Below are 24,429 nucleotides of genomic sequence, written 5' to 3'. Positions count from 1 at the left end.
CGTGATGGCCGGCACCGGGCACCGCGCGCTGGGCCGTGCCGCGCACACCGCCGAACGCCGGGCGCACGCCGACTACACGGGCGGCGTCTACGGATCCATGCTCGCGGCCTCGGTGATCGTCGGGGCCGGCACGCTCGGCTCGTTCCCGCGGCTGGAGCTGGTGCTGCTCCTGCTGCTCACCGGCGTGGTGTTCTGGCTCGCGCACGTGCACGCGCAGCTGTTCGGGGCGCGGCTGGCGCAGCGCAGCCCGGACCGGCACGTCGTCCTGCGGGCGTGCCGTGAGGAGTGGACGATCGTCAAGGCCGCCGTGCCGCCGGCGGTCGCCGTGGCCGTCAGCCCCGTGCTCGGCCTCGGTGTGCAGGGCACCCAGTGGTTCGCGCTGTCCGTCGCCGTGGCGGGGCAGGTGGGCTGGTCGGTGGCGGCGGCCCGCAGGGCCGGTGCCGGCCGGCGTCTGATGGCCCTGTCGGCGGCGGTGAACCTCGTGCTCGGCCTGGTGATCGTCTCGTGCAAGCTCTGGTTGAAGCACTGAGCCGGGCGGCCTCTCACCTGTACGGGGTGAGCCGGGCCGCTGCCCGGCGGGGGACGATCGCAGGGTACGGGCACGGCCCGCCCGTCCCAGGCCACCCGGGGAGCGGCTCATGCGCTACGAGATCCGTGTCGACGGACATCTCTCGGAACCGCTGATCAAGGTTTTTCCGGAACTCGACCACGTGACGATGTCCGGCCAGACCCTGCTGTTCGGGCACGTCGTCGACGAAGCACACCTGTACGGGCTGCTGGCCCGCTGCCAGTCGCTGGGCCTGCGCGTCCTGGAGATGCGCCAGGTGCCGCAGTAGCGCCCCGACCGCCCGGTCACGCGCTCCAGGCGCGCACCCGGCCCGACCGCACGGCCTCGCCCAGCGCCTCGAAGTCCCGCTGGTTCCGGTCGGCGTAGTCCTGCGCGAACCCGGCGAGTGCCCGGTCGAAGCGGTCGCCGCGCCCCAGGTAGGCGGCGATGGCGACCGGGTCGCCGGAACGGGCGTGGGCCCGCGCCAGGCTCGCCCCGCACAGCCGCGCGAACAGCCGCAGCAGCCCCGGGTCCATGGTCTCCGGGCGGGCGATGCCCTTCCAGTCGCGCAACTGCCGCACGTAGAAGTCCCGGGGGCGTCCGTCGAGGCCCACGGTGTGCGTCCAGCCGAGCAGGATGTCGCTGGTCGTCTGGATCAGCCGCTGCCCCGCCACGACCCGGCGGCCCTGGTTGTCGTACCGTTCGCCGTCCACGTACGGCGCGAGCACCGACTCCTGCGCCTCCTTGGCCTGCAGCAGCAGGGGATCGTCGTCGTCCCGGCCGAGCAGGAGCACGATCCAGCAGCGGGTGCCGACACTGCCGACGCCCACCACCTTCCGGGCCACGTCGGCCAGGTGGTAGCGCCCCAGCAGATGCCGGCGCTCCGACGACAGCGAGCGCGCGTAGCCGTCCAGGACCTCGCGCAGGGCCTCCTCCTCGGCGGACGGGTCGTCCAGCAGGTCGCGCAGCGGCGTGACCAGCGGCGGGTCCGGGGCGATGCGCCGTCCTTTGTCCTCGACCCGCGTGAGCTTCTCGAAGGCCTGGAGGTGCGTACGGGTCCGGGCGCGTGCCGCCGCCCGGGCGGCGCGTCGCCGGGCCTCGCGGTCCGTCGACGACGTCATCAGCTCCCGCAGCCGGTCGGCGTCGTCCTGCGCGTACCAGACGTCGAGAGCGCGCATGCCGGCGAACTCCCGCATGCGCCGGCGGTAGGCCTTCACACAGGCCCGCACGGTTTCGTCCTGCGCCTCGGCCGGGAAGCCGTTCGCCCGGCCGGCGACGGCGAGGCTCACCGCCAGCCGCTTGACGTCCCACTCGAAGGGACCGGTGTGCGTCTCGTCGAAGTCGTTGATGTCGAAGACGAGACGGCGTTCCGGGGAGGCCAGCAGGCGGAAGTTGAGCAGGTGGGCGTCGCCGCACAACTGCACGGTCAGGCCGGTGTCCGGTGCCGGCCCGAGGTCCGCCGCCATGATCGCCGCCGCTCCCCGGTAGAACCGGAAGGGGGACTCGAGCATGCGGCCGTGGCGGACCGGCACCAGCTCGGGCAGCCGGGTCGCCGACTGCCGCTCGATCACGCCGACGGGGTCGGGCCGGTCCCGGGCCGCCTCGAACCGGCCGTGGGAGGCGCGCGGCGCACGGCCGCGCGCCTCCTTCCCGTACGCGGCCCGTTCGGCCGGGGAGAGGGAGGCGCTGAACGGACTCGCTACGACCATCACTGTCTCCCGCCTGCAGCGCGAACGACGACTGCTCGCCGCGCGACGACTGCTCGCCGCCCATCCGACCGCGCCCGCCTCCCGACCGGATCACCCGCCGCGGGTGACCCGGCGACGGCGACCGGACGGAAGGCCGGTCCCGCGCTCGCGCCGCGGTCCGGGCGCGCCGCGCGGGCCGGGCATCGCGAGGCCCCCCGCCGTCCCGCGGGGACCGGCTGGGAGGCCCGTCCGGGGCGGTGTTTCACCCGTCCCGGGTGAGGCGGGCGGTCCCTCGTCGCGGACACGCTGAAGGCGGCACACAACGGCATGGCGGGCGCGGGCGGCCCGGAACGGAGGACCGAGATGAGTGGTGCGACGTACCTCGCGTACGACTATCCGCTGCTGAGCGCCTTCTGGACCCTACTGATCGTCTTCCTGTGGATCATGTGGTTCGTCCTGCTCTTCCGGGTCGTCACGGACATCTTCCGCGACGACGACCTGAGCGGCTGGGCCAAGGCCGGCTGGCTGGTGTTCACGGTCGTCCTGCCCTTCCTGGGCGTCTTCGTCTACGTGATCGCCCGCGGCAAGAACATGGGGCGCCGTGAGATCACACAGGCGCGCGCACAACAGGAGGCCTTCGACAGCTACGTCCGCGAGACCGCCAGGGGCGCCGACGGCCGCACCAGCAGCGTCGACGAACTCGCCCGGCTGTCCGAGATCAAGGCCCGCGGCGACATCTCGGACGACGAGTTCCGCAGGGCGAAGGAACTGGTCCTGAGCGGCCACGGCCCGGTGGAACACGCGGGCCGGTTCGCCTCGTCCGCCGGGCGCTGACCGCACGACACCGAATCGAGGCATCGGAATGACAGCGACACACCCGACGCACGGCGCACGCGGCGCCACCGGCGCGCACGCGCCGTCGGCCAAGCGGCAGTGGGCCGAAGGCCTGACGGTCTTCGCCGCCGTCTCGCTCATGATCGTGTCGGTGCTCGACATCCTCCGGGGCATCATGGGCATCGCCGAGGACGACGTCTTCGTCACGACGCGGGACTACGTCTTCCAGTTCGACCTCAGCGCGTGGGGCTGGACCCACCTGGTGCTCGGCGCCATCGGGGTGCTCGTCAGCCTCGGCCTGGTCCGGGGGGCCATGTGGGCCCGCGTCGCCGGCGTGGTGATCGCCGGTCTCCTCATCATCGCCAACTTCCTGTCCCTGCCGTACTACCCGGTCTGGTCCGTCGTGATGATCGCCTTCTCCGGGTTCATCATCTGGGCGCTGTGCGTGTCGCGTGCGCACACCGGCGCGGAACGCTGAGCCGGCCTCCGTGCGGACCGCCGGCCGCCGGGGCGCCGGGTGGGCGCGACTGACGCTCCTCGCCCTCGCGGCCGGCGTCCTGGTCCCACTCGTGGCCGCCGGCCTGCGCGGCGTGCTCTGGGCGCTCCTCGGCCTCGCCGGACTGGCCCTGGCGGCCGTGGGACTGTGGTGGACGCTCGCCCATTCCGGGGCGGTGCGGATCGTGGGGGCGGTGCTGTGCGTGACGGCACCGCTGACGGTCCTCGCCCTGTACGCCGCGGGCGGGATGCTGGGACCGGCCGCGGTGTCCCTGGCGCTGTGGGCGCTGGCCACGGGCGCGGCGCGGAACGCGGTGGCGCCCGAGACCGCCGAGCCGGTGCCCGCCGCGCCGCCGCGCCGTCCCTGGGCGCTGATGAACCCGCGTTCCGGCGGCGGCAAGGTGGACCGCTTCAGGCTGGCGGACCGGGCGCGTGCGGCGGGTGTCCGGGTGGTGCTCCTCGGCGCCGGGCACCAGGACGTGGCCGCGCTCGCCGAGGACGCCGTACGCGAGGGGGCCGATCTGCTGGCGGTGGCCGGCGGGGACGGCACCCAGGCCCTGGTGGCGGAGGTGGCCGCCCGCCACGACCTGCCGTTCCTGGTGATCCCGGCCGGCACCCGCAACCACTTCGCGCTCGACCTCCGTCTCGACCGGGACGACCCGGCGAAGGCCCTCGACGCCCTGACGGACGGCGTCGAACTCCGGGTCGACCTCGGTTTCGCCGCCGGCCGGGTCTTCGTCAACAACGCCTCCTTCGGCACATACGCGGCGGTCGTGGGCGATCCCGCCTACCGGGAGGAGAAGCGGCGGACCACGCTCCGGATGATGCCCGGGCTGCTGTCCGGCCCGTCGGCACCCCGGCTGCGGATGAGGGCCGGCGGGACGCGGGCGGACGGGCTGCAGGCCCTGCTGGTCAGCAACAACCCGTATCCGCGGGCGGTCGACGCGTCCCGGCCGGGGCGCAGGGAGCGGCTGGACTCCGGACGGCTGGGGGTCCTGGGCGTACGGGTGGAGAGCGCGGTGCGGGCCGCGGGGCTGGCGCGCGGTCCCCGCGCGGCCGGTCTGCTGCGGCTCACCGCCGGGGAGGTCGTCGTGGAGGCGGACACCCCGACCGTCCCGGCCGGTGTCGACGGGGAGCACGTGCTGCTGCCGGCCCCCGTGGTGTGCCGGACCGCTCCCGGAGCGCTGCGCGTGCGCGTTCCGCGCGGTGCGGTGCGTACACGGCGGGGGAGCGGGGCACCCGACTGGCCGCGGGTGACGAGGCTCGCGCTGGGGCGGCGGGAGGACGGTCCGTAGGACGACGGTCGAGGTCGCGGCCGTGACACGACGGTCGAGGTCGCGACCGGAAAGGCGGTGGACATGTGCCGTTGGCTCGCCTATTCGGGCACTCCCATCCTGCTCGAGAGCATCCTCTACAGGCCGGTCCACTCGCTGATCGACCAGAGTCTGCACTCCAAGATGGGCGTCGAGACGACCAACGGCGACGGGTTCGGCGTGGGCTGGTACGCGTCGCACAAGGACAGCCCCGCCGTCGTCCGGGACATCGGCCCGGCGTGGAGCGACCGCAACCTGCGGGAGATCGCCGAGCACGTCGTCTCGCCGCTCTTCTTCGCCCACATCCGGGCCTCGACCGGCACGGCGGTGCAGCAGACCAACTGCCACCCGTTCCGGCACGGCCGCTGGATGTGGATGCACAACGGGGCGATCGCCGATTTCCACCTGGTCAGGCGTGACCTCGCGCTGGCCGTCGACCCGGAGCTGTTCCCGTACGTCGAGGGCTCCACGGACTCGGAGATGATGTTCTACCTGTCGCTGACCCTCGGCCTGGAGGAGGACCCGCCCGGCGCCGTCGCGCGGATGGCCGGCCTGGTGGAACGTGTCGGCCACGAGCACGGCGTGGAGTTCCCGCTGCAGATGACGGTCTCGGTGACCGACGGCGTGCGCCTGTGGGCGTTCCGCTACTCCAGCCAGAAGGAGTCGCGCTCGCTCTTCTACAGCACCCGCGTGGACACCCTGCGCTCCCTCCACCCGGACGTGGCCTTCCTCCACGAGATCTCCGACGACGCCCGCCTCATCGTCTCCGAACCCCTGGGCGACCTGCCCGGCGCCTGGAACGCGGTCCCGGAGGGGACGTACGGCGTCGTCCAGCCGGAGGGAGACCGGATGGGCACCTTCACGCCCGTGGCGGCCTGAGGCTCCCGACGGAGCGGGCGCGGCGAGCCGCCCCCCGCCCCGAGCGGCCTGACCGGTCCGTCCCGTCGGACCCGTTGACCTCTCCGTGACACACCCTTACCTTTTCGACGTTCGTCATGTCAGATGACGTTCGGTATATCGAAAAATTGAGTGCATGTCATCTTCCCCACGAGAGGCGGACCGCATGAGCCGCGCCACCGACGACCTGCACGACCCGTCCCCGCCCCCCGCCCGCAGACTCCTGCTGAAGGGTGCCCTCGCCGCGGGCGCCCTGGCCGCCGCGACACCCGCCGTGGCCGACGCCGCCGCACGCCCGAAGGCAGTCCCGTACGTGAACCCGCTCGTCCCCCACCGCGCCGACCCGCACATCACCCGGCACACCGACGGCTCCTACTACTTCACCGCCACCGCCCCCGAGTACGACCGGATCGTCCTGCGCCGCTCCCGCACCCTGGGCGGGCTGGGCCGTGCCGCCGAGTCCGTGATCTGGCGGGCGCACCCCACCGGCGACATGGGCGCCCACATCTGGGCGCCGGAGCTGCACCGCGTCGCCGGCAAGTGGTACGTCTACTTCGCCGCCGCGCCCGCCGAGGACGTATGGGCCATCCGCATCTGGGTGCTGGAGAACGCCCACCCCGACCCCTTCAAGGGCACCTGGACCGAGAAGGGGCAGATCAAGACCGCGTGGGAGACCTTCTCCCTGGACGCCACCACCTTCACCCACCGCGGCACCCGCTACCTCGCCTGGGCCCAGCACGAACCCGGCATGGACAACAACACCGCCGTCTGGCTCTCCGAGATGGCGAACCCCTGGACCCTGACCGGCCCCCAAGTGCGGCTGACCACGCCCGAGTACGACTGGGAGCGCGTCGGCTTCGCCGTCAACGAGGGGCCGTACGTCCTGCACCGCAACGGCCGGCTGTTCATGACCTACTCGGCCAGCGCCACCGACCACCACTACTGCGTGGGCCTGCTGACCGCCGACGAGGACAGCGACCTCATGGACCCCGCGAGCTGGGCCAAGTCACCCGTCCCCGTCTTCACCAGCAACGACACGACCGGGCAGTACGGTCCCGGCCACAACTGCTTCACCGTCGCCGAGGACGGCCGTACCGACGTCCTCGTCTACCACGCCCGCCCGTACAAGGAGATCACCGGCGACCCGCTGGACGACCCCAACCGGCACACCCGGATCCAGAAGCTCGGCTGGAAGCCGGACGGCACCCCCGACTTCGGCGTCCCCGTGGCCGACACCGGGAGGGCGTGACATGAGACGGGGCCGCACGCTCGCCCGGGCCGCCGTGGCGGCGGCCGTGGCACTGGGCATCGGCCTGCCGGCCGTACCGGCCCAGGCACAGATCCGGCGGCACCAGGAGGGTCCGCCCGCCCCCGGCATCGAGAACTGCACGGCCACCGCCTGCCACTTCGACCTGCCGCCCGGCACCTACGACGTACGGGTCACCCTCGGAGGCGACCTGGCGTCCCGCACCGCCATCGGCGGCGAGACCCGGCGCGCCCTGCTCCCGGAGACCGCCGCGGCGGCCGGGGAACGCGTCGTGCGGAGCTTCACGGTGAACGTCCGCACACCCGAGGGCGAGCCCCTCGGCGCCGAGGGCACACCCGGACTCGACCTCACCGTCGGCGGAACCGCGCCCGCACTCGCCGGCATCCGGGTCACCCCGGCCCGGCACGCCCGGCAGATCCTCCTGGTCGGCGACTCCACGGTCTGCGACCAGCCCGGCGACCCGTACTCCGGCTGGGGCCAGCGGCTGCCCCGGTACCTGCGCAAGGGACTGTCCGTGGCCAACTACGCGGACTCCGGGGAGAGTACGGTCAGCTATCTCGGGAACCCGCTTCTGTGGGACACCGTCCGGCCACTGATCCGGCGCGGCGACCTCGTCCTGATCCAGCTCGCCCACAACGACAAGACCACCGACGAGGCGACCTACCGGGCAGGCCTCGAATCCCTGGTGGCGGGCGTGCGGGAGCGGGGCGGCGAGCCGGTCCTCGTGACCCCGATCGTGCGGCGCTGGTTCAACACCGACGGCACCCTGAACAACGGCACGGCCCTGCTGGTCAACGGGCTCGGCGTCGACCACCCGGCCGTCATCCGCTCCGTCGCCGCCGACCGGGACGTCCCGCTGATCGACCTCACGGCGCGGACCAAGGCGCTGGTGGAGTCCCTCGGCGTGGAGGGCTCCAAGGCGCTGTACCTCTACAACGAGAAACGGGACAACACGCACACCTCCGTGCACGGCGCCACCGTGTACGCGGACCTGGTCCGTGAAGAACTGCTGAACCTGCGTCTGGTGCCCAGGGGCAAGGCCAGGGTGGGATGAGAGGTCCCTGGGGCGTTCCGACCGGAACCGGGGCGCCCCAGGCCCACCGCCCGCGCACGCCCGGACAGTTCGGCCGGCACCGAAGCGTTCCGCTCCTAGCGTGGCCGCATGAACGAGAACACGCAGACCTCCACCCCCTCCGCGGCCGTCACCGGCATGGTCGACCACGTCCTCGCCCTGGCCGCCGGCTGGACCCACTGGGACGGCGAACCCGCGCACACCGACGGCCGCCTCCACACCCCGCACAAGGCGATCCGCCGCGTCGCCGACCACCTCGTCGACCACCTCGCGGAGATGGAGGCCCGCCTCGCCGGTGAGGAGCCCCAGCCCGACCACTGGCACGCCTCCCTGATCACCACAGAGGCCGACCTCGCCCCCTTCACCCCGCAGGACCTCGACGAGGCCCGCAGCCGCCTCACCCGGCTGGCGAGGATCTGGGCCAACCGCCTCGACGCGCTCACCGACGAACAGCTCGACGACTCGCCCGGCGAGGGCTGGAGCTTCCGCGAACTCGCCCGCCATCTCACCGAATCCGTCTACTACGCCGACGCCGTCGGAGACCTGTCGTGACCGCCTTCGCCGACCTCCACCACGCGGACGAACCCCTGTTCCTGCCCAACGCCTGGGACCACGCCTCCGCCCACCTCCTGGCCGCCCACGGCTTCCGGGCCGTCGGCACCACGAGCCTGGGCGTCGCCGCGGCGGCCGGACTGCCCGACGGGGCCGCGGCCACCCGCGAGGAGACACTGCGGCTCGCCCGCACCCTCGGCCCGGGACCGTTCCTGCTCTCCGTCGACGCGGAGGGCGGCTTCGGCGACGACCCGGACGAGGTGGCCGAGTTCGCCCGGGAGCTGTACGCCCTGGGCGCCGCCGGCATCAACCTGGAGGACGGACTCGGGCCCGCCGACCGGCACGCGGCGAAGATCGCCGCCGTCCGGGCGGCGGCCCCCGGCCTCTTCGTGAACGCCCGCACCGACACGTACTGGCTCGGCGACGGCGAGGACACCACCCGCCGCCTCGACGCCTACGTCCGAGCGGGCGCGCACGGCGTGTTCGTGCCCGGCCTCACCGGCCCCCGGGAGATCGCCGCCCTGGTGCGCGGCCTGGACGGCGTCCCCCTCAACATCCTCTACTCACCCACCGGTCCCTCCGTGCCCCACCTCGCCGACCTCGGCGTCCGCCGCATCAGCCTCGGCTCGCTGCCGTACCGGCGGGCCCTGGGCGCGGCGGTGGAGACGGCGGCCGGCATCAGGGCGGGCCGGGAACCGGAGGGCCCGGCCCCGTCGTACGAGGAGATCCAGTCACTGGGCCGCCGGGACCGCGGCGAGGGCGGCGGCACGGCTTCCCCCGGGTGACCCCGGCACGCGCCTCGACGGTCAACCCGTCGCATCCCGAGGCCAGTTCACCAGAGCGATGTGCAAGGCGTCGACCACCCTGTCCCAGGACGCCCGGACGTCCCGGGGGTCGCCGAAGGCGCCGGCGGACTCCAGGGCGCAGTAGCCGTGGAAGGTGCTGCGCAGCAGGCGCACGGCGTCGGTGAGGTCGGGTTCCCGCAGGCCGTACGCCCGGAGCAGGCCGTAGGTGATCTCGGCGGTGCGGCGCAGGACGGGGGAGTCGGTGACCGGGAACCGGTGCGGGGGGAGCTGGGCGGCGGCGTAACGGCCCGGGTGGGCCAGGGCGTACTCCCGGTAGGCGTTCGCGAAGGCGGCCAGCGCCTCCTTACCGGTCCGTCCGGCGACCGCCGCCGCGATCCGGTCGGTCATCTCGCCGCCGGCCAGCAGGGCCATCCGGGTGCGCAGGTCCCGCAGTCCGCGCACGTGCGCGTAGAGGCTCGCGTCCTTCACGCCGAAACGCCGGGCCAGCGCGGACAGGGTGACGTTCTCGTAGCCGGCCTCGTCGGCGAGGTCGGCGGCGGCCGCGACGAGACGGTCGGCGGTGAGTCCGGCGCGGGGAATGGAGGCCTCCGAAGCAAACCCGACAGGAAGCGCCCAGCCTATCGAGCAGATGTGAGCGAGCCGCCGTGTCCGGGGCATGCGGCGCTCATCCGCAAGTTGTTCATCGTTCATGCGCCTCCTTGATCCTCCACACGCGGCGTCGTCGCGCCGCGGTATCGAGGAGGCACTTCATGGGTCACGGGCACGCACACGGGCACCATCACCACCATCACGGACACGACCACCAGCACGAGACGACGGCCCCGCTGCCCGCCGCCTTCGACACCTCGGTGCCCGACGAGGCGCTGAACCCCGAGCAGAGGTCCCGCCGTACGCTGCTGCGCCGGGCCGGGCTGCTCGGCGCGGGCCTCGCGGCCGGCACCGTGCTGTCCGCCGGCGCCGGTGCGGCCACGCCCGCGTACGCGGCGGGCGACAGCCGTCGCGGCAAGGGCAACGGCAAGGGTTTCCTGTGGCTGGCCGGTGACCACCACATCCACACCCAGTACAGCAGCGACGGCAAGTACCGCGTCGTCGACCAGGTCCGCCAGGGCGCCAAGCACGGCATGGACTGGCTGGTCATCACCGACCACGGCAGCACCACCCACGCCAAGATCGGCGTCGACAAGGTCAACCCGGACATCAAGGAGGCCCGGGCCGCCTACGAGGACACCCTCGTCTTCCAGGGCCTGGAGTGGAACATCCCGGCCGCCGAGCACGGCACCGTCTTCGTCCACCCGGGCCGCAACGAGGTGTCCGTCCTCAAGCAGTTCGAGACCGACTACGACGGCAGCGTCAAGGGCGCCTCCGACTCCACCCCCGCCAACGAGGCGCTCGCCGTCGCCGGTCTGAACTTCCTCGCCGACCAGGTGAGACGGCGCAAGGTCAAGGACGCCCTGATGCTCGCCAACCACCCGGCGCGGCGCGGTGTCGACTCCCCGCACGAGATCCGCGCCTGGCGCGACGCCACCGGCACGAACCCCCAGATCGCCGTCGGCTTCGAGGGCGCCCCCGGCCACCAGGCCGCCGGCCTGCCCAAGCCGCTGGGCATGGGCCGCGCCCGCGGCATCTACGACAACAACCCCGGTGCCAACTCCTTCTCCGGCTACCCGCTGGAGAGCTACCGCACGTGGGGCGGCTTCGACTGGATGACCGCCACCGTCGGCGGCCTGTGGGACAGCCTCCTCGCCGAGGGCCGCCCCTGGTGGATCACCGCCAACTCCGACTCCCACCAGGTGTACGCCGACACCGCCGCACGCGGCACGGGCGGCGACTTCAACACCGACGGCCGGTACCCCGACCCCGTCTACGCGGGCCAGATCGACACCACCCAGGGCGACTACTGGCCCGGCCAGTACAGCCGCACCCACGTCGGCGCCGACGGCTTCTCCTACGCCGCCGTCATGGACGGCATCCGCGCCGGCCGCATCTGGGTCGACCACGGCCAGCTCATCAGCGGCCTCGACGTCCGCGTCTCCGGCGGCAGCCGCTGGGCCACCCTCGGCGGCGCCCTGCACGTGAAGAAGGGCACCAGGGTCACCCTCACCGCCGACATCGCCCTCGCCGGCGGCCCCAACTGGGCCGGGTTCACCCCCAGGCTCGCCCGCGTCGACGTCATCCAGGGCGACGTGACCGGCCCGGTCGCCGACAAGGACACCTTCACCGCGCCCACGGCGAAGGTCGCCCGGTCGTACGACGTCGACAAGACGACCGGCACCGTCCGCGTCACCTTCGACCTCGGCCGCGTCGACCACCCGGTGTACGTCCGGCTGCGCGGCACCGACGGCAACCGGACCGCCGTCGGCGCGATGGGCGCCCAGGTCGACCCGGCGGGCCCCGCCCTCGACGTCGTCGGCGACGCCGACCCGTGGCGCGACCTGTGGTTCTACTCCAACCCGGTGTGGGTCCTGCCGTCGTGACGCCGTACGCCCTCACCGTGGACGCGGGCATCGGGGAGCTGCTCGACGCCGACCACCTGCTGCACCGGATGGCAGCCGAACTCGCCCTCCCCGAGGACACGTTCGGCTGCACCCACCTCGTACGCGACGACCGCCCGCGCGTCGCCGTGTCCCTGTCCCTGCCCTCGCGGCCGCTCCCGGACACCCTCCGGGAGCGGCTCGCGGGGTACGGCACCGTCTCCCCGGGACTGCCCGACGAGGTGGGACGCGCGGTGCTCTACCCGGGCGTCCGCGCGCTCACCGGCACGACGACCGTCGCGGAGCTGCTCGCCGGCTCCGCGATCGACCGCGTGACGGTCCTGGGCACACCCGGCCCCCCGGACCCGGGGACCCGCCTGGTGACCCGCGGCCACGTACGGCCGCAGTGGCAGCGGGACGAACTCGTCCTCGCCGCCACCCCGGCCCTGGGCGGCACCCTCGTGCCGTTCGAGGCCCCGGACCCCACGCCCTGCTGCGCGGACCACTGAGTCCCGTCGGTCGCGCGGCTCCGAGAGGACGAAGGGGGACCCGGCGGGCAGGGGCGCGCACCGCACCTCCGCGCCCCTGCCCGCCGGCGCCCCGGCCGGGATCAGGCGCCCAGGACGTCCCGCACGAAGGCGTTGGTGAACGTGCGCCGCGGGTCCAGAGCGTCGACGGTGTTCCGGAAGTCGTCCATCCGCGGGTAGCGGGCGCGCAGCTCCGCCGCCGGGGTGGTGAACACCTTCCCCCAGTGCGGGCGCGGGTCGAACGGCGCCAGCGCCTCCTCCACCCGCCGCACCACCGGCAGCACCGCCCGCGTGTCCTCGATCCAGGTGAAGTGGAGGGCCACCGTGTCCCGGCCGTAGGAGGGGCTGAGCCACTGGTCGTCGGCGGCGACGGTGCGCACCTCGCACGTCTGGAGCACCGGGGCGACCGTCTCCCGGATGCCGTCCAGCGCGTGCAGCGCGGCGACCGCCGACTCCCGCGGCATCAGGTACTCCGACTGGAGTTCCGCACCGCTGCTCGGGGTGAACTCCGCCCGGAAGTGCGGCAGCCGCTCGTGCCAGGGCCCGGCCACGCCGAACTGCTCGGTGCAGTTCACCGCCGGCATGCCCGGCACCGGGTGCATCTTCTCCGTCGCCGGAGCCGCCCAGGGGAAGTCCGGCAGCGGCTGGTCGGTGCGCCGCTTCAGCCACACCTGACGGAAGCCCGGCGCCCGCCAGTCGGTGAACAGGCTCACGCTGTACGCCGCCGACATCACCGCCTCGAACGTGGCCCGGTCCAGCCCTTCCAGGGGCATCTCGGTGAACACGTGCTGCTCGACCTCGAAGGCCGGCTCCAGGCCCAGGGTGAGCGCGGTGACGACACCGAGCGCGCCCAGCGAGGTGACCGCGCCGCCGAACCGCTCGTCGCCGTGCGCCACGGTCACCGTCGAGCCGTCCGCCGTGACCAGTTCCACCGCGCGCACGGACGAGGCGAGCGGCCCGTTGCCGACCCCGGAGCCGTGAGTGCCGGTGGCGACCGAACCGGCCACCGAGATGTGCGGCAGCGACGCCATGTTCGCCAGCGCCAGCCCGTGCCGGTGCACCTCGCGGGCCAGCTCGGCGTAGCGCACGCCGCCCCCGACCCGTACCGTCCGGGCCGTCGTGTCCACGTCGATCTCGGGGGGCAGCGCGTCGAGGGAGAGCAGGACGCCGTCCTCGCCGGGCTCGGCGATCTCGTTGAAGGAGTGCCCGCTGCCCAGGACCCGCACCCGCGAGCTCCCGGCGACCAGGTCCCGCAGCGCGTGCAGGCTGTGCGGACGGTGCAGCTCCTTGGCGGCGTACGTGATGTTGCCCGCCCAGTTGGTCACGCTCTCGGTCATTCCTCGTCCCTCCTGGCCCTCGGGACCGAAGAGGTCCCCGCCGGAACCTACCTCGCGCGTGGCCCACGTCCTGTGGGGGGGACCCGGCACCCCGGATGTCCGAGCGGGGGCATACCGTGAGGAGTCGTACGTCCGCACCGGGAGGAGAACAACGGGATGGGCAGCCGTACCGCGCTGGTCGAGGATCTGATGGAGCGGTTCCCGCACGTGCCGCGCGAAGCCGTCTTCAAGGAGGACCTGCTGCGCGGCGGTGTGGCCTTCGACCCGTCCGCGCTCAGCGACAACGAGGGCGGTGAGGTCAAACCGAAGTCGTACTTCATCTTCTCCTTCGACCACGGCACCCTGCCCGAGCTGGGCGAGGCCGCGCTGCGCCGCCCGCCGGAGGAGATCATCCTCACCGGCGGCCCGTACGACCTGCGCCGCACGGTCGTGTCGGTCCGCGTGAACCCGGCCTCCCCCTACCGCGTCGCCGCCGACGAGCACGGCGTGCTCGGCCTCTACCTCGACGGCAGGCGGATCTCGGACGTCGGCGTGCCGCCCATGCCCGAGTACTACCGGCACACCCTCTCCAACGGGAAGTCGGTCATGGAGGTCGCCCCCACCATCCAGTGGGGCTACCTGATCTACCTGACCGTCTTCCGGGTCTGCCAGTACTTCGGCGCCAAGGAGGAGTGCCAGTACTGCGACATCAATCACAACTGGCGCCAGCACAAGGCGGCCGGCCGGCCCTACACCGGGGTGAAGGACGTCGAGGAGGTCCTGGAGGCCCTGGAGATCATCGACCGGTACGACACGGCGAAGGCGTCCACGGCCTACACCCTCACCGGCGGCGCCATCACCAAGACCGTCTCCGGACGTGACGAGGCCGACTTCTACGGCCACTACGCCAAGGCCATCGAGGAGCGCTTCCCCGGCCGCTGGATCGGCAAGGTCGTCGCCCAGGCGCTGCCCAGGGACGACGTGCAGCGCTTCAAGGACTACGGCGTGCAGATCTACCACCCCAACTACGAGGTGTGGGACGAGTACCTGTTCAAGATGTACTGCCCCGGCAAGGAGCGCTACGTCGGCCGCGACGAGTGGCACAAGCGCATCCTCGACTCCGCGGAGGTCTTCGGCGCGCGCAACGTGATCCCCAACTTCGTCGCGGGCGTGGAGATGGCCGAGCCGTTCGGCTTCAAGACGGTCGACGAGGCCATCGCCTCCACCACCGAGGGCCTGCGCTTCTTCATGTCGCACGGCATCACGCCCCGCTTCACCACCTGGTGCCCGGAGCCGACCACCCCGCTCGGCAAGGCCAACCCGCAGGGCGCCCCGCTGGAGTACCACATCCGTCTCCTCCAGGCGTACCGGCAGACCATGGAGGACTTCGGCCTCTCCTCGCCCCCCGGCTACGGCCCGCCCGGACCCGGCAACGCGGTGTTCTCGGTCAGCTCCTTCATGGACAGCCTCCCGGCGCGGGAGTCCGCCGAGACGGTCTGAGACACCGCGCACAGGAGATCGGGAAGGCCGGAACCGAGACGTTCCGGCCTTCCGCGCGTAGGGTCCCTGCGAGGGGTGGCCACGCCGCCACACAAAGTGAGGGAAGCGCTTGTCAGTTGTGGCGGGAGCGTGAAAAGCTCGGCCACTGCCGCGAGGTTTCCCCAACTCCACTACCCCTATGGCGAGTTGCCTCGCTCGTGATGCGGGAGTCCCATGCCCGACCTGCCGAGCCCCCAGGACGCCGCCGAGGCGGCGCTGTTCTCCGAGTGCTGGGACGCGGCGCTCTCCTACGCCGACCTGTGCACCGCCGGGTCCGCCGCCGCGGCGGAACTGGCCCGCGAGGCCTTCGCACAGGGCATACGGGAACTGCGCGAGACCGAGTCGGGCACCGTCCGCGGCCACGGCCGCCGTTCCACCCGGCTGCCCCGGATACCCGTACTGCTGACGGCGGTCCGCGGCACGGCCGCCGCCTGGGAGGAGGCGGGACAGGGCCACAAGCTCGACCCCGACCTGCGGCTGTGGCTCCACTCCGGCCAGGCCGCCCGCTACACCGGCCCGCCGCTGGAACGCCCGGTCGCCCTGCGCGGACTGCGCGATCTGCAGCCGGCGGACGCCGAACTGCTCTGGCTGGCCGAGGCGGAGTCCCTGCCGCTGCCCCTGGTGGCCCGCCGGCTCGGCCTCGACCCCGCCACCGCCGCTAGTGAACTCGCCCAGGTCGGCCGCCTGTTCCGGGACCGCTGCCACCGCAACCACCTCGACTCGCCCCTGGACGCCGAGTGCCGCAGCTACGCCAGGCTCCTCGACGCCGTCACCCGCTCGCCCGCCGCGGACACCCCCGACGACCTCTCCCGCCACCTCGCCACCTGTGTGCCGTGCGCCGAGGCCGCCGCCTGTCTGCGGCTGCACGGCGGGGGACTGCCCGGCGCGCTGGCCGGCGGGGTGATCGGCTGGGGCGGCCTCGCCTATCTGGAACGCCGCCGCCGCGCCGCCGAGGTACGGCTCGGGGCCGGGCGCCCGGACCGGCCCGACCCGGACGGCGACGGCCCGGCGGACGGCACGGCCAGGACGAGCGTGGCCCGGCACGGTCTGCTGATCGCCGCCCTCCTGGTCTCCCTCCTCGCGCTCGCGGTCTCCCTGATGCCGTTCGGCGACACGGCCGACGAGAGCGTCGAACGCCCCGACGCCGACCGGCAGCCGGTGGCCGACCCCGGCCCCTCCCTGCCCTCCGCCCCCACGGCCTCCCCGGACACCCCGTCCCCGTCCCCGTCCGCGAAGCCGTCCGCGAAGCCGTCCGCCGGACACACCCCCGAGCGCACCCCGGACCGGGGGAACCCCGACCCCGAGCCGCAGGGCACCTCCTCCGCCACCGCCGCTCCCGGCACCACCGCCCGCGGCGAGCCGGCCGCCTGCCACGCCGACTACGACCTGGTCAACCAGTGGCCCGACGGCTTCCAGGCCACCGTCACCGTCACCACGCGCGGCCCCCTCGACTCCTGGCGCGTCGGCTTCGCCCTCCCCGACGGCCAGCGGGTCACCCAGATGTGGGACGCCTCACCCGACCAGGACGGCTCCCGGGTCACCGCCACCGCCGCCGACTACAACAAGGCGGTCGCCGCCGGCGGGAAACTCGCCTTCGGCTTCCTCGCCTCCCGCGACGGCGCGCACCACCCGCCGTCCGGCTTCACGCTCAACGGCCGCGCCTGCGCGACCGTGTGACGCGGGAGCCCGGAAAACAAGTTGACGGGCCGGGCAAGCGGCGGGCTATGGTGACCGCGGAACACACGGTGGCCGTGCGCCGCCGTACCGGGACCGTGCATGGAGTGAGGAGGTGTCGACCGATGGCTGTCATTGCGCTGGGCGCTGCCCGCATTCAGGAACCCATCACGTCCACCTCCGTGGCCACCGGCTGACCTCACCCTTTCCCGTCCGCGTACGGATGCGTACGCGCGGCCGCCGGGGCCACCCACCTGAAGGGTCACCCCCTTGAGTTCCAGTTCCACCTCCGTCTCCTCCGCGCTCGCCCCCTACGGCTGGGACGACGCCTGGGCGGACGCGTTCGCCCCCTACGACGCGGAAGGGCTGCTGCCCGGCCGTGTGATCCGGGTCGACCGCGGCCAGTGCGACGTCGTCACCGCCGGCGGCACCCTGCGCGCCGACACCGCCTTCGTCACCCCGCACGACCCCCTGCGGGTCGTCTGCACGGGCGACTGGGTCGCCGTCGAACCCGGCGGGAACCCGCGCTACGTCCGCGCGTACCTGCCGCGCCGTACCGCCTTCGTGCGCTCCACCTCCTCCAAGCGGTCCGAGGGGCAGATCCTCGCCGCCAACGTCGACCACGCCGTCGTCGCCGTCTCGCTCGCCGCCGAACTCGACCTGGCCCGGATCGAACGCTTCCTCGCGCTCGCCTGGGAGTCCGGGGCGCAGCCGGTGGTCGTCCTCACCAAGGCCGACCTGGTGCCGGACGCGGTGACCCGGGCGCACCTCGTCCAGGACGTGGAGACCAGCGCGCCGGGCGTGCCGGTGCTCACCGTCAGCGCGATGGACGGGGACGGACTCGACATCCTCGCCGCGATCACCGCCGGCGGTACGTCGGTGCTGCTCGGACAGTCCGGCGCGGGCAAGTCCACCCTCGCCAACGCGCTCCTCGGCGAGGACGTGATGGACGTCCGGGCCATCCGGGACGTCGACGGCAAGGGCCGGCACACCACGACCACCCGCAACCTGCTGGCGCTGCCCGGCGGGGGAGTCCTCATCGACACACCGGGCCTCAGGGGCGTCGGCCTGTGGGACGCCGGAGCCGGCGTCGGCCAGGTGTTCGCCGAGATCGAGGAGCTCGCCGAGGGCTGCCGGTTCCAGGACTGCGCCCACGAGAGCGAACCGGGCTGTGCCGTCCTCGACGCCGTCGAGAGCGGCGACCTGCCGCAGCGCCGCCTGGAGAGCTACCGCAAGCTGCTCCGGGAGAACCAGTACATCGTCGCCAAGACCGACGCCAGGCTCCGCGCGGAGATCCGCAAGGACTGGAAGCGCAAGCACGCCATCGGCAGGGCGGCGCTGAGGGCCAAACAGCAGGGCCGCCCGCGCTGACACACCTCCATGTCCGATTTCCGCCAGCCGGGGCCTCCCGGCCGGCGGAGACTGGACGGTGTGAAGGACGAGGACAGCAGGTACGAGGCGGTGCGCAGCCGGGACGCCCGGTTCGACGGGGTGTTCTTCTTCGCCGTCGAGACGACCGGGATCTACTGTCGTCCCAGCTGCCCCGCCGTCACCCCGAAGCGGTCCAACGTGCGGTTCTTCGCGACCGCCGCCGCCGCGCAGGGCTCCGGGTTCCGCGCCTGCCGGCGCTGCCGCCCGGACGCCGTGCCCGGCTCCGCCGAGTGGAACGTGCGGGCCGACGTCGTCGGCCGGGCCATGCGGCTGATCGCCGACGGCGTCGTCGACCGCGAGGGCGTCGCCGGACTCGCCGCACGGCTCGGCTACAGCGCCCGCCAGGTGCAGCGCCAGCTCACCGGCGAGCTCGGCGCCGGGCCCGTCGCGCTCGCCCGCGCCCAGCGGGCGCACGCCGCGCGCGTCCTCCTGCAGACCACCGGGCTGCCGGTCACCGAGATCGCCTTCGCCGCCGGATTCGCCAGCGTGCGGCAGTTCAACGACACCGTACGGGCCGTGTACGCCACCACCCCCAGCGAACTGCGCGCCTCCGCACCCCACCGGGGCCGGGCGCGCACCGCCACCCCGTCCGCCGGAATCCCCCTGCGGCTCGCCCACCGCGGCCCCTACCCGGCGGGACCCGTCTTCGACCTGCTGGAACGCGAGGCCGTCCCCGGCGTCGAGGACATGAGCGGCACCCCGGGCACCCGCACCTACCGGCGCACCCTGCGCCTGCCCCACGGCACCGGCATCGCCGCCGTCGGCGAACGCCCGCACACCGGGCGGGGCGCCCACCCCGGCGGCTGGCTCGACGCCCGCGTCCACCTCACCGACCCCCGTGATCTGACCACCGCCGTACAACGCCTGCGACGGCTGTTCGACCTGGACGCCGACCCGTACGCCGTCGACGGACGGCTCGGCGCCGACACCCGCCTCGCCCCGCTGGTCGCCGCCCGGCCCGGACTGCGCTCACCGGGGGCCGTCGACCCGGACGAACTGGCGGTGCGCGCGCTGGTGGGCCGCGACGAGGCCGCACGGCTCGTCCAGCGGTACGGCAAGCGGCTCGACGCCCCCTGCGGCACCCTCACCCACCTGTTCCCCGAAGCCGCCGTCCTCGCCGGGGCCGAGCCCGACGGCACCCCGGGCGCGCTCACCGCCGCCCTCGCCGACGGCACCGTACGCCTCGGACCCGGCGCCGACCGGGACGAGGCCGAGGCCGCCCTGGCCGCCGTCCCCGGCCTCGACGCCCGTACGATCGCCGAGATCCGCACCCGCGCGCTCGGCGACCCGGACGTGGCCCCGCCCGGACCCGGCGTTCCCGAAAGCTGGCGCCCCTGGCGCTCGTACGCCCTGAACCACCTGCGCGCCGCAGGGGAGTTGGAGTGATCATGATGACCACGACCACGTACTGGACGCGTGTGGACAGCCCCGTCGGGCCGCTGCTGCTCACCGCCGCCCCGACCGGCGAGCTGACCTCGCTGTCCGTGCCCGGACAGAAGGGCGGGCGCACGCCGGCGGACGACTGGCGGCGGGACCCCGGACCGTTCCGCGAGGCCGAGCGGCAGCTCACCGCGTACTTCGCCGGCGACCTCAAGGAGTTCCGGCTGACCGTGAGCGCCGTCGGCACCCCGTTCCGGGAGAAGGTGTGGGCCGCCCTCGACGACGTCCCCTACGGGAAGACCGTGTCCTACGGCGAGATCGCCGCCCGGATCGGCGCGCCCCGCGCCGCCGTGCGGGCCGTCGGCGGCGCGATCGGCGCGAACCCGCTGCTCATCGTCCGCCCCTGCCACCGGGTGATCGGCGCCGACGGCTCGCTGACCGGATACGCCGGCGGGCTGGAGCGCAAGGTGCGGCTGCTCACCCACGAGGGCGTGCCGCTGCCGTGAGCCGAGGGGGGCGAGAGGCTCAGCCCCAGAACACCGCGCCCAGCCACGCCGCCGTGATCAACTGGCAGGTGAACAGCTCCGCCAGCACGCTCCACCCGCCCGAGCGCAGCGCCGTGCGCAGCGCCGCGACCGCCTCGCCGTGGCGGCCGAGGCGCAGCCGCTCGAAGACGTAGATCCCGGCGAGGAAACCCGGAACCGCGCCGATCACGGGCAGCAGCACGAAACCCAGGAACGAGCCGCAGCCCGCGTACGCCAGCATCCGGCCGTCGTCGCCGCCCGCCCGCAGCCGGCGCGGCGGCAGCGCCCAGCGCACCGCCTGGGACAGGAACAGCACGACGGTCGCCCCCACGCACACCCACCACGCGACGGGCCGCGGGTCCTTCAGCGCCCACCACAGGACCCCGGCCCACACCAGCCACGACCCGGGCACTCCTGGCAGCAGCACTCCGCACAGTCCGAGCAGGAGCACCAGTCCGGCGAGCAGGAGGTCCCACGCTCCCATCCTTCCAGGGTGCGGGAGTCCGGGGAGCGGCGCAGGACGGAGACGGGCCGCGGCGTCCCTGTCGCACAGCCGTCCCGGGCGTGGTGCGGGACGGGGGATTTTTCCCGATGCCCCGTTTCCATCCGGCCCGCGCGGTGGACAATCGGTGACATGAGCCAGCAGGGGGAAAGGCCCACCGGTCCGGAGGACGACTGGTGGGGGCAGTTGTACGACGACGCCACCGGCGACACGGGCCCCGCACCGGCGCCCGATTCCCTGGACGACCGCTTCGCCTCCGCGTCCGGCACGCTGAACGCGGGCGCTCCCGCCCCGGCGGACGGTCCCGCTTCGGCGGGTGGTCCCGCCCCGGCGTCCGGCCCGCTGGACGCGGGTGGTCCCACCCCGGAGGACAGCCCCGCCCCCTACGGCTTACGTTCCACGCCGACGGTCCCGGACCCCCGCCCGGCCCCCGACGCGTCGGCGGGCCTCCCGCCGCGACCCGCCGGGGCCCCGCCCCGCGCCCCCTGGGAACCCCCGCCCGCCGCGTCCGCGGGCCCGGTGACCTTCCCTCCGCCCGGTCCCCCGCCGCCCCCGGTCTCCTCCACCTCCGGCACGGCCTACGGCCCCTGGACCCCCGCCACCGAGCCCCCGCCACCCCCCACGGCCCCACCGGCCCCGGCGCCCGCGGACGGCTCTGCCCCCCGCCCCTCCCGCCTCGGACCGCTCCCGGGCCCGCTCCCGTCCCGCACCCACGTGGGATCCCGGCCGCCCACCTACGATCCCGAACCCACCGCCCTCCCGCCGGCCGACCCCGACGAACTGGACGGCCTGGTCCCGGACACCGTGCTGGACGGGGCCCGCTACGGGGCCTGCACCCTGCGCGCCGCCTCCGTGCGCGGGGACTCCGCGCGCTACCGGGGCGAACCCCGCCGCGACGCGCTGCTGACCGCCCGGTTCGGAACGGGGGAGCGGGCCCTGGTCCTCGTGGCGCTGGCGACCGGCGCCCGGAGCGCGCCCGGGGCCCACCGGGCCGCCGCCGAGGCCTGCCGGTGGATCGGCGAGGCGGTGGGCCGCAGCCACGCCCGCCTCGTCGACGACATCAGGGCCGCCCGGCGCGGCGACCTCAAGTCCGGCCTGCACCGCCTCACCGACCGCAGCCTCGGCAGGCTCCGCGCCGCGGCGGCCGAGCAGGGCCTCGAACCCGACGCCTACGCGGCCACCCTGCGCTGCCTCCTGCTGCCCGCCGACCCCGAGTGCCGCACCCGGGTCTTCTTCGGCGTCGGCCCCGGCGGGCTGTTCCGGCTGCGGGACGGTGCGTGGCAGGACATCGAACCCGAGGTCACCGAGGCCAAGGGCGAACCCGTGATCGGTTTCGGCTCGCCGCCCGCCGAGACCCCCGACGGCGACCGCCTCACCATGGACCTGGGCATCCCCACACCCCCGAGCCCGTACGAGCCCGCCCCCGAGCCGCCCCGCGAACCCTTCCGCTTCCGTACCTCCATAGCCCGCCCGGGTGACACGCTGCTGATGTGCGGCACCGGCCTCGCCGACCCCCTGCGCGGCGAACGGGAGCTCCGCGCCCACCTCGCCGACCGGTGGTCCCGCCCCGGACCACCCGGCCTCGCCGCGTTCCTCGCCGACACCCAGGTACGGGTCAAGGGGTACGCGGACGACCGTACGGCCGTCGCCGTCTGGGAGGCGTGAGCGCTCCCGGTGTGAATTCATGGAACCCGTCAGGCATCTTCGGCACCGGAGGGGCAGACGGGAAACCATGGCCAAACAGAACGTCGCGGAACAGTTCGTCGACATCCTCACCCGCGCGGGGGTCAAACGCCTCTACGGCGTCGTCGGCGACAGCCTCAACCCCGTCGTCGACGCGGTGCGCCGCAACTCCGCCATCGACTGGATCCACGTACGGCACGAGGAGACCGCCGCCTTCGCCGCCGGCGCCGAGGCCCAGATCACCGGCAGACTGGGCGCCTGCGCCGGCTCCTGCGGGCCCGGCAACCTCCATCTCATCAACGGCCTCTACGACGCCCACCGTTCCATGGCCCCGGTCCTCGCCCTCGCCTCCCACATCCCGTCCAGCGAGATCGGCCTGGGCTACTTCCAGGAGACCCATCCCGACCAGCTCTTCCGCGAGTGCAGCCACTACAGCGAGATGATCTCCAGCCCGCAGCAGATGCCCCGGCTGCTGCAGACCGCCATCCAGCACGCCGTCGGCCGCTCCGGCGTCAGCGTCGTCACCCTCCCGGGCGACATCGCCGACCACGCCGCCCCCGAGAAGCCCCTGGAGACCGCCCTCGTCACCTCCCGGCCCACGGTCCGCCCCGGCGACGCCGAGATCGACCGCCTCGTCGACATGATCGACGAGGCCGGGAAGGTCACCCTGTTCTGCGGCGCCGGCACCAAGGGCGCGCACGCGGAGGTCATGGAGTTCGCGAGCAAGATCAAGTCCCCGGTCGGGCACGCCCTGCGCGGCAAGGAGTGGATCCAGTACGACAACCCGTACGACGTCGGCATGAGCGGACTGCTCGGCTACGGCGCCGCCTACGAGGCCACCCACGAGTGCGACCTGCTGATCCTGCTCGGCACCGACTTCCCGTACAACGCCTTCCTGCCCGACGACGTGAAGATCGTCCAGGTCGACGTGCGGCCCGAGAACCTCGGCCGGCGCTCCAAGCTGGACCTGGCGGTGTGGGGCGACGTGAAGGAGACGCTGCGCTGTCTGACGCCGCGGGTCCGCGTCAAGGACGACCGGAAGTTCCTCGACCGGATGCTCAGGAAACACGCGGACGCGCTGGAGGGGGTGGTGAAGGCGTACACGCGGAAGGTGGACAAGCACGTGCCGATCCACCCCGAGTACGTGGCGTCCGTCCTGGACGAGATGGCCGACGACGACGCCGTGTTCACCGTCGACACCGGCATGTGCAACGTCTGGGCGGCCCGCTACCTCTCGCCCAACGGCCGCCGCAGGGTGATCGGTTCCTTCTCCCACGGCTCGATGGCGAACGCGCTGCCGATGGCGATCGGGGCGCAGTTCACCGACCGGGGCCGGCAGGTGGTGTCGATGTCCGGCGACGGCGGGTTCACCATGCTGATGGGGGACTTCCTCACCCTGGTGCAGTACGACCTGCCGGTGAAGGTCGTCCTGTTCAACAACTCCTCGCTGAGCATGGTGGAGCTGGAGATGCTGGTCGCCGGACTTCCCTCGCACGGCACCGCCATGAAGAACCCCGACTTCGCCGCCGTCGCCCGCGCGTGCGGCGCCCACGGGGTGCGGGTGGAGAAGCCGAAGGAGCTCGCCGGGGCGCTGAAGTCGGCGTTCAAGCACAAGGGTCCGGCCCTCGTCGACGTCGTCACCGACCCCAACGCGCTGTCCATCCCGCCGAGGATCAGCAAGGAGATGGTGACCGGTTTCGCCCTGTCCGCCTCCAAGATCGTGCTGGACGGCGGGGTCGGCCGGATGGTGCAGATGGCCCGTTCCAACCTGCGCAACGTGCCCCGGCCGTGAGGCGGGACGGTCCCGTGCGCGGGTGTGCCCGTGTACGTGGCCGTCGCACTTCGGCCAACTACCGTTCGTGACCGTCCGGCACGACTGGTATGCGACCGGCCGGGCAAAAATCTCCGTGA

23 protein-coding genes are annotated in these 24,429 nt (G+C 73.6%); 19 read left to right on the top strand and 4 right to left on the bottom strand.

The window, feature by feature from the left end:
- The first annotated feature begins 4 nt into the window (after positions 1-4).
- Together ACF1DX_RS09990 and ACF1DX_RS09985 are read left to right on the top strand one after the other, a co-directional pair.
- Positions 5-529 carry a hypothetical protein gene (locus ACF1DX_RS09990; protein WP_391790697.1) on the top strand — a complete coding sequence of 175 codons (525 nt, stop codon included), beginning with the start codon at positions 5-7 and terminating at the stop codon, positions 527-529.
- Positions 530-638: 109 nt separating this feature from the next.
- Positions 639-836, top strand: a complete 198-nt coding sequence (locus tag ACF1DX_RS09985) for a hypothetical protein (protein ID WP_391790696.1) — start codon at positions 639-641, stop codon at positions 834-836.
- Positions 837-852: 16 nt separating this feature from the next.
- Here the strand turns inward: ACF1DX_RS09985 and ACF1DX_RS09980 are convergent, their stop codons facing one another.
- Positions 853-2,256, bottom strand: a complete 1,404-nt coding sequence (locus tag ACF1DX_RS09980; protein ID WP_391790695.1) for a DUF2252 domain-containing protein — start codon at positions 2,254-2,256, stop codon at positions 853-855.
- A 342-nt stretch (positions 2,257-2,598) separates the two neighbouring features.
- On the opposite strand from ACF1DX_RS09980, the gene ACF1DX_RS09975 reads away from it, so the two are divergent.
- The 8 genes from ACF1DX_RS09975 (at position 2,599) to ACF1DX_RS09940 (ending at position 9,450) form a co-directional block, all read left to right on the top strand.
- Positions 2,599-3,069: an SHOCT domain-containing protein gene (locus ACF1DX_RS09975; protein ID WP_391790694.1), complete on the top strand. Its 471-nt coding sequence runs from the start codon at positions 2,599-2,601 to the stop codon at positions 3,067-3,069.
- 28 nt (positions 3,070-3,097) lie between these two features.
- Positions 3,098-3,547, top strand: a complete 450-nt coding sequence (locus ACF1DX_RS09970; protein WP_391790693.1) for a hypothetical protein — start codon at positions 3,098-3,100, stop codon at positions 3,545-3,547.
- A gap of 10 nt (positions 3,548-3,557) precedes the next feature.
- The gene (locus ACF1DX_RS09965) at positions 3,558-4,859 is read left to right on the top strand and encodes a diacylglycerol/lipid kinase family protein (RefSeq protein WP_391790692.1); all 1,302 of its coding nucleotides are present in this window, start codon (positions 3,558-3,560) and stop codon (positions 4,857-4,859) included.
- A 63-nt stretch (positions 4,860-4,922) separates the two neighbouring features.
- Positions 4,923-5,756, top strand: coding sequence for a class II glutamine amidotransferase (locus ACF1DX_RS09960; RefSeq protein ID WP_391790691.1), 834 nt, complete (start codon positions 4,923-4,925; stop codon positions 5,754-5,756).
- A gap of 184 nt (positions 5,757-5,940) precedes the next feature.
- Entirely contained in the window at positions 5,941-7,023 is a 1,083-nt protein-coding gene (locus ACF1DX_RS09955; protein ID WP_391790690.1) for a family 43 glycosylhydrolase, read from the top strand.
- A 1-nt stretch (position 7,024) separates the two neighbouring features.
- On the top strand, positions 7,025-8,095 hold the full coding sequence (locus ACF1DX_RS09950; protein WP_391790689.1) for a rhamnogalacturonan acetylesterase: 1,071 nt from the start codon (positions 7,025-7,027) through the stop codon (positions 8,093-8,095).
- Positions 8,096-8,203: 108 nt separating this feature from the next.
- Positions 8,204-8,665 (top strand): hypothetical protein, encoded by a 462-nt coding sequence (locus ACF1DX_RS09945; RefSeq protein ID WP_391790688.1) that lies wholly within the window; start codon positions 8,204-8,206, stop codon positions 8,663-8,665.
- Complete coding sequence (locus tag ACF1DX_RS09940; protein ID WP_391790687.1) at positions 8,662-9,450, top strand: isocitrate lyase/phosphoenolpyruvate mutase family protein; 789 nt, start codon at positions 8,662-8,664, stop codon at positions 9,448-9,450. The genes ACF1DX_RS09945 and ACF1DX_RS09940 overlap by 4 nt, the downstream gene beginning before the upstream one ends.
- A 21-nt stretch (positions 9,451-9,471) precedes the next feature.
- On the opposite strand, the gene ACF1DX_RS09935 is transcribed toward ACF1DX_RS09940, so the two are convergent.
- Positions 9,472-10,050, bottom strand: a complete 579-nt coding sequence (locus tag ACF1DX_RS09935; protein WP_391791179.1) for a TetR/AcrR family transcriptional regulator — start codon at positions 10,048-10,050, stop codon at positions 9,472-9,474.
- A gap of 170 nt (positions 10,051-10,220) precedes the next feature.
- On the opposite strand from ACF1DX_RS09935, the gene ACF1DX_RS09930 reads away from it, so the two are divergent.
- On the top strand, positions 10,221-11,945 hold the full coding sequence (locus ACF1DX_RS09930; RefSeq protein ID WP_391790686.1) for a PHP domain-containing protein: 1,725 nt from the start codon (positions 10,221-10,223) through the stop codon (positions 11,943-11,945).
- On the top strand, positions 11,942-12,451 hold the full coding sequence (locus tag ACF1DX_RS09925; RefSeq protein WP_391790685.1) for a hypothetical protein: 510 nt from the start codon (positions 11,942-11,944) through the stop codon (positions 12,449-12,451). The genes ACF1DX_RS09930 and ACF1DX_RS09925 overlap by 4 nt, the downstream gene beginning before the upstream one ends.
- A gap of 101 nt (positions 12,452-12,552) precedes the next feature.
- Here the strand turns inward: ACF1DX_RS09925 and ACF1DX_RS09920 are convergent, their stop codons facing one another.
- On the bottom strand, positions 12,553-13,806 hold the full coding sequence (locus ACF1DX_RS09920) for an FAD-binding protein (protein ID WP_391790684.1): 1,254 nt from the start codon (positions 13,804-13,806) through the stop codon (positions 12,553-12,555).
- Between the two features lie 156 nt (positions 13,807-13,962).
- Between ACF1DX_RS09920 and ACF1DX_RS09915 the strand changes: the two genes are divergently transcribed.
- The 5 genes from ACF1DX_RS09915 (at position 13,963) to ACF1DX_RS09895 (ending at position 20,315) form a co-directional block, all read left to right on the top strand.
- Positions 13,963-15,285: a radical SAM protein gene (locus ACF1DX_RS09915; RefSeq protein ID WP_391790683.1), complete on the top strand. Its 1,323-nt coding sequence runs from the start codon at positions 13,963-13,965 to the stop codon at positions 15,283-15,285.
- Between the two features lie 213 nt (positions 15,286-15,498).
- Positions 15,499-17,001 (top strand): cellulose binding domain-containing protein, encoded by a 1,503-nt coding sequence (locus ACF1DX_RS09910; protein ID WP_391790682.1) that lies wholly within the window; start codon positions 15,499-15,501, stop codon positions 16,999-17,001.
- Between the two features lie 267 nt (positions 17,002-17,268).
- The gene (gene rsgA / locus ACF1DX_RS09905) at positions 17,269-18,369 is read left to right on the top strand and encodes a ribosome small subunit-dependent GTPase A (RefSeq protein ID WP_391790681.1); all 1,101 of its coding nucleotides are present in this window, start codon (positions 17,269-17,271) and stop codon (positions 18,367-18,369) included.
- Between the two features lie 9 nt (positions 18,370-18,378).
- Entirely contained in the window at positions 18,379-19,815 is a 1,437-nt protein-coding gene (locus tag ACF1DX_RS09900) for a bifunctional transcriptional activator/DNA repair enzyme AdaA (RefSeq protein WP_391790680.1), read from the top strand.
- Between the two features lie 5 nt (positions 19,816-19,820).
- Positions 19,821-20,315 (top strand): methylated-DNA--[protein]-cysteine S-methyltransferase, encoded by a 495-nt coding sequence (locus ACF1DX_RS09895; RefSeq protein WP_391791178.1) that lies wholly within the window; start codon positions 19,821-19,823, stop codon positions 20,313-20,315.
- Positions 20,316-20,334: 19 nt separating this feature from the next.
- Here the strand turns inward: ACF1DX_RS09895 and ACF1DX_RS09890 are convergent, their stop codons facing one another.
- The gene (locus tag ACF1DX_RS09890) at positions 20,335-20,817 is read right to left on the bottom strand and encodes a DUF456 domain-containing protein (RefSeq protein ID WP_391790679.1); all 483 of its coding nucleotides are present in this window, start codon (positions 20,815-20,817) and stop codon (positions 20,335-20,337) included.
- A gap of 150 nt (positions 20,818-20,967) precedes the next feature.
- On the opposite strand from ACF1DX_RS09890, the gene ACF1DX_RS09885 reads away from it, so the two are divergent.
- Positions 20,968-22,500 (top strand): protein phosphatase 2C domain-containing protein, encoded by a 1,533-nt coding sequence (locus tag ACF1DX_RS09885; RefSeq protein WP_391790678.1) that lies wholly within the window; start codon positions 20,968-20,970, stop codon positions 22,498-22,500.
- Between the two features lie 67 nt (positions 22,501-22,567).
- Complete coding sequence (locus tag ACF1DX_RS09880) at positions 22,568-24,310, top strand: pyruvate dehydrogenase (RefSeq protein WP_391790677.1); 1,743 nt, start codon at positions 22,568-22,570, stop codon at positions 24,308-24,310.
- Positions 24,311-24,429: the final 119 nt, after the last annotated feature.

Origin of the sequence: Streptomyces sp. NPDC014676 (assembly GCF_043084105.1) — a bacterium.
Classification (GTDB): Bacteria; Actinomycetota; Actinomycetes; order Streptomycetales; family Streptomycetaceae; genus Streptomyces.
This window is presented reverse-complemented; position numbering and strand designations above follow the sequence as displayed.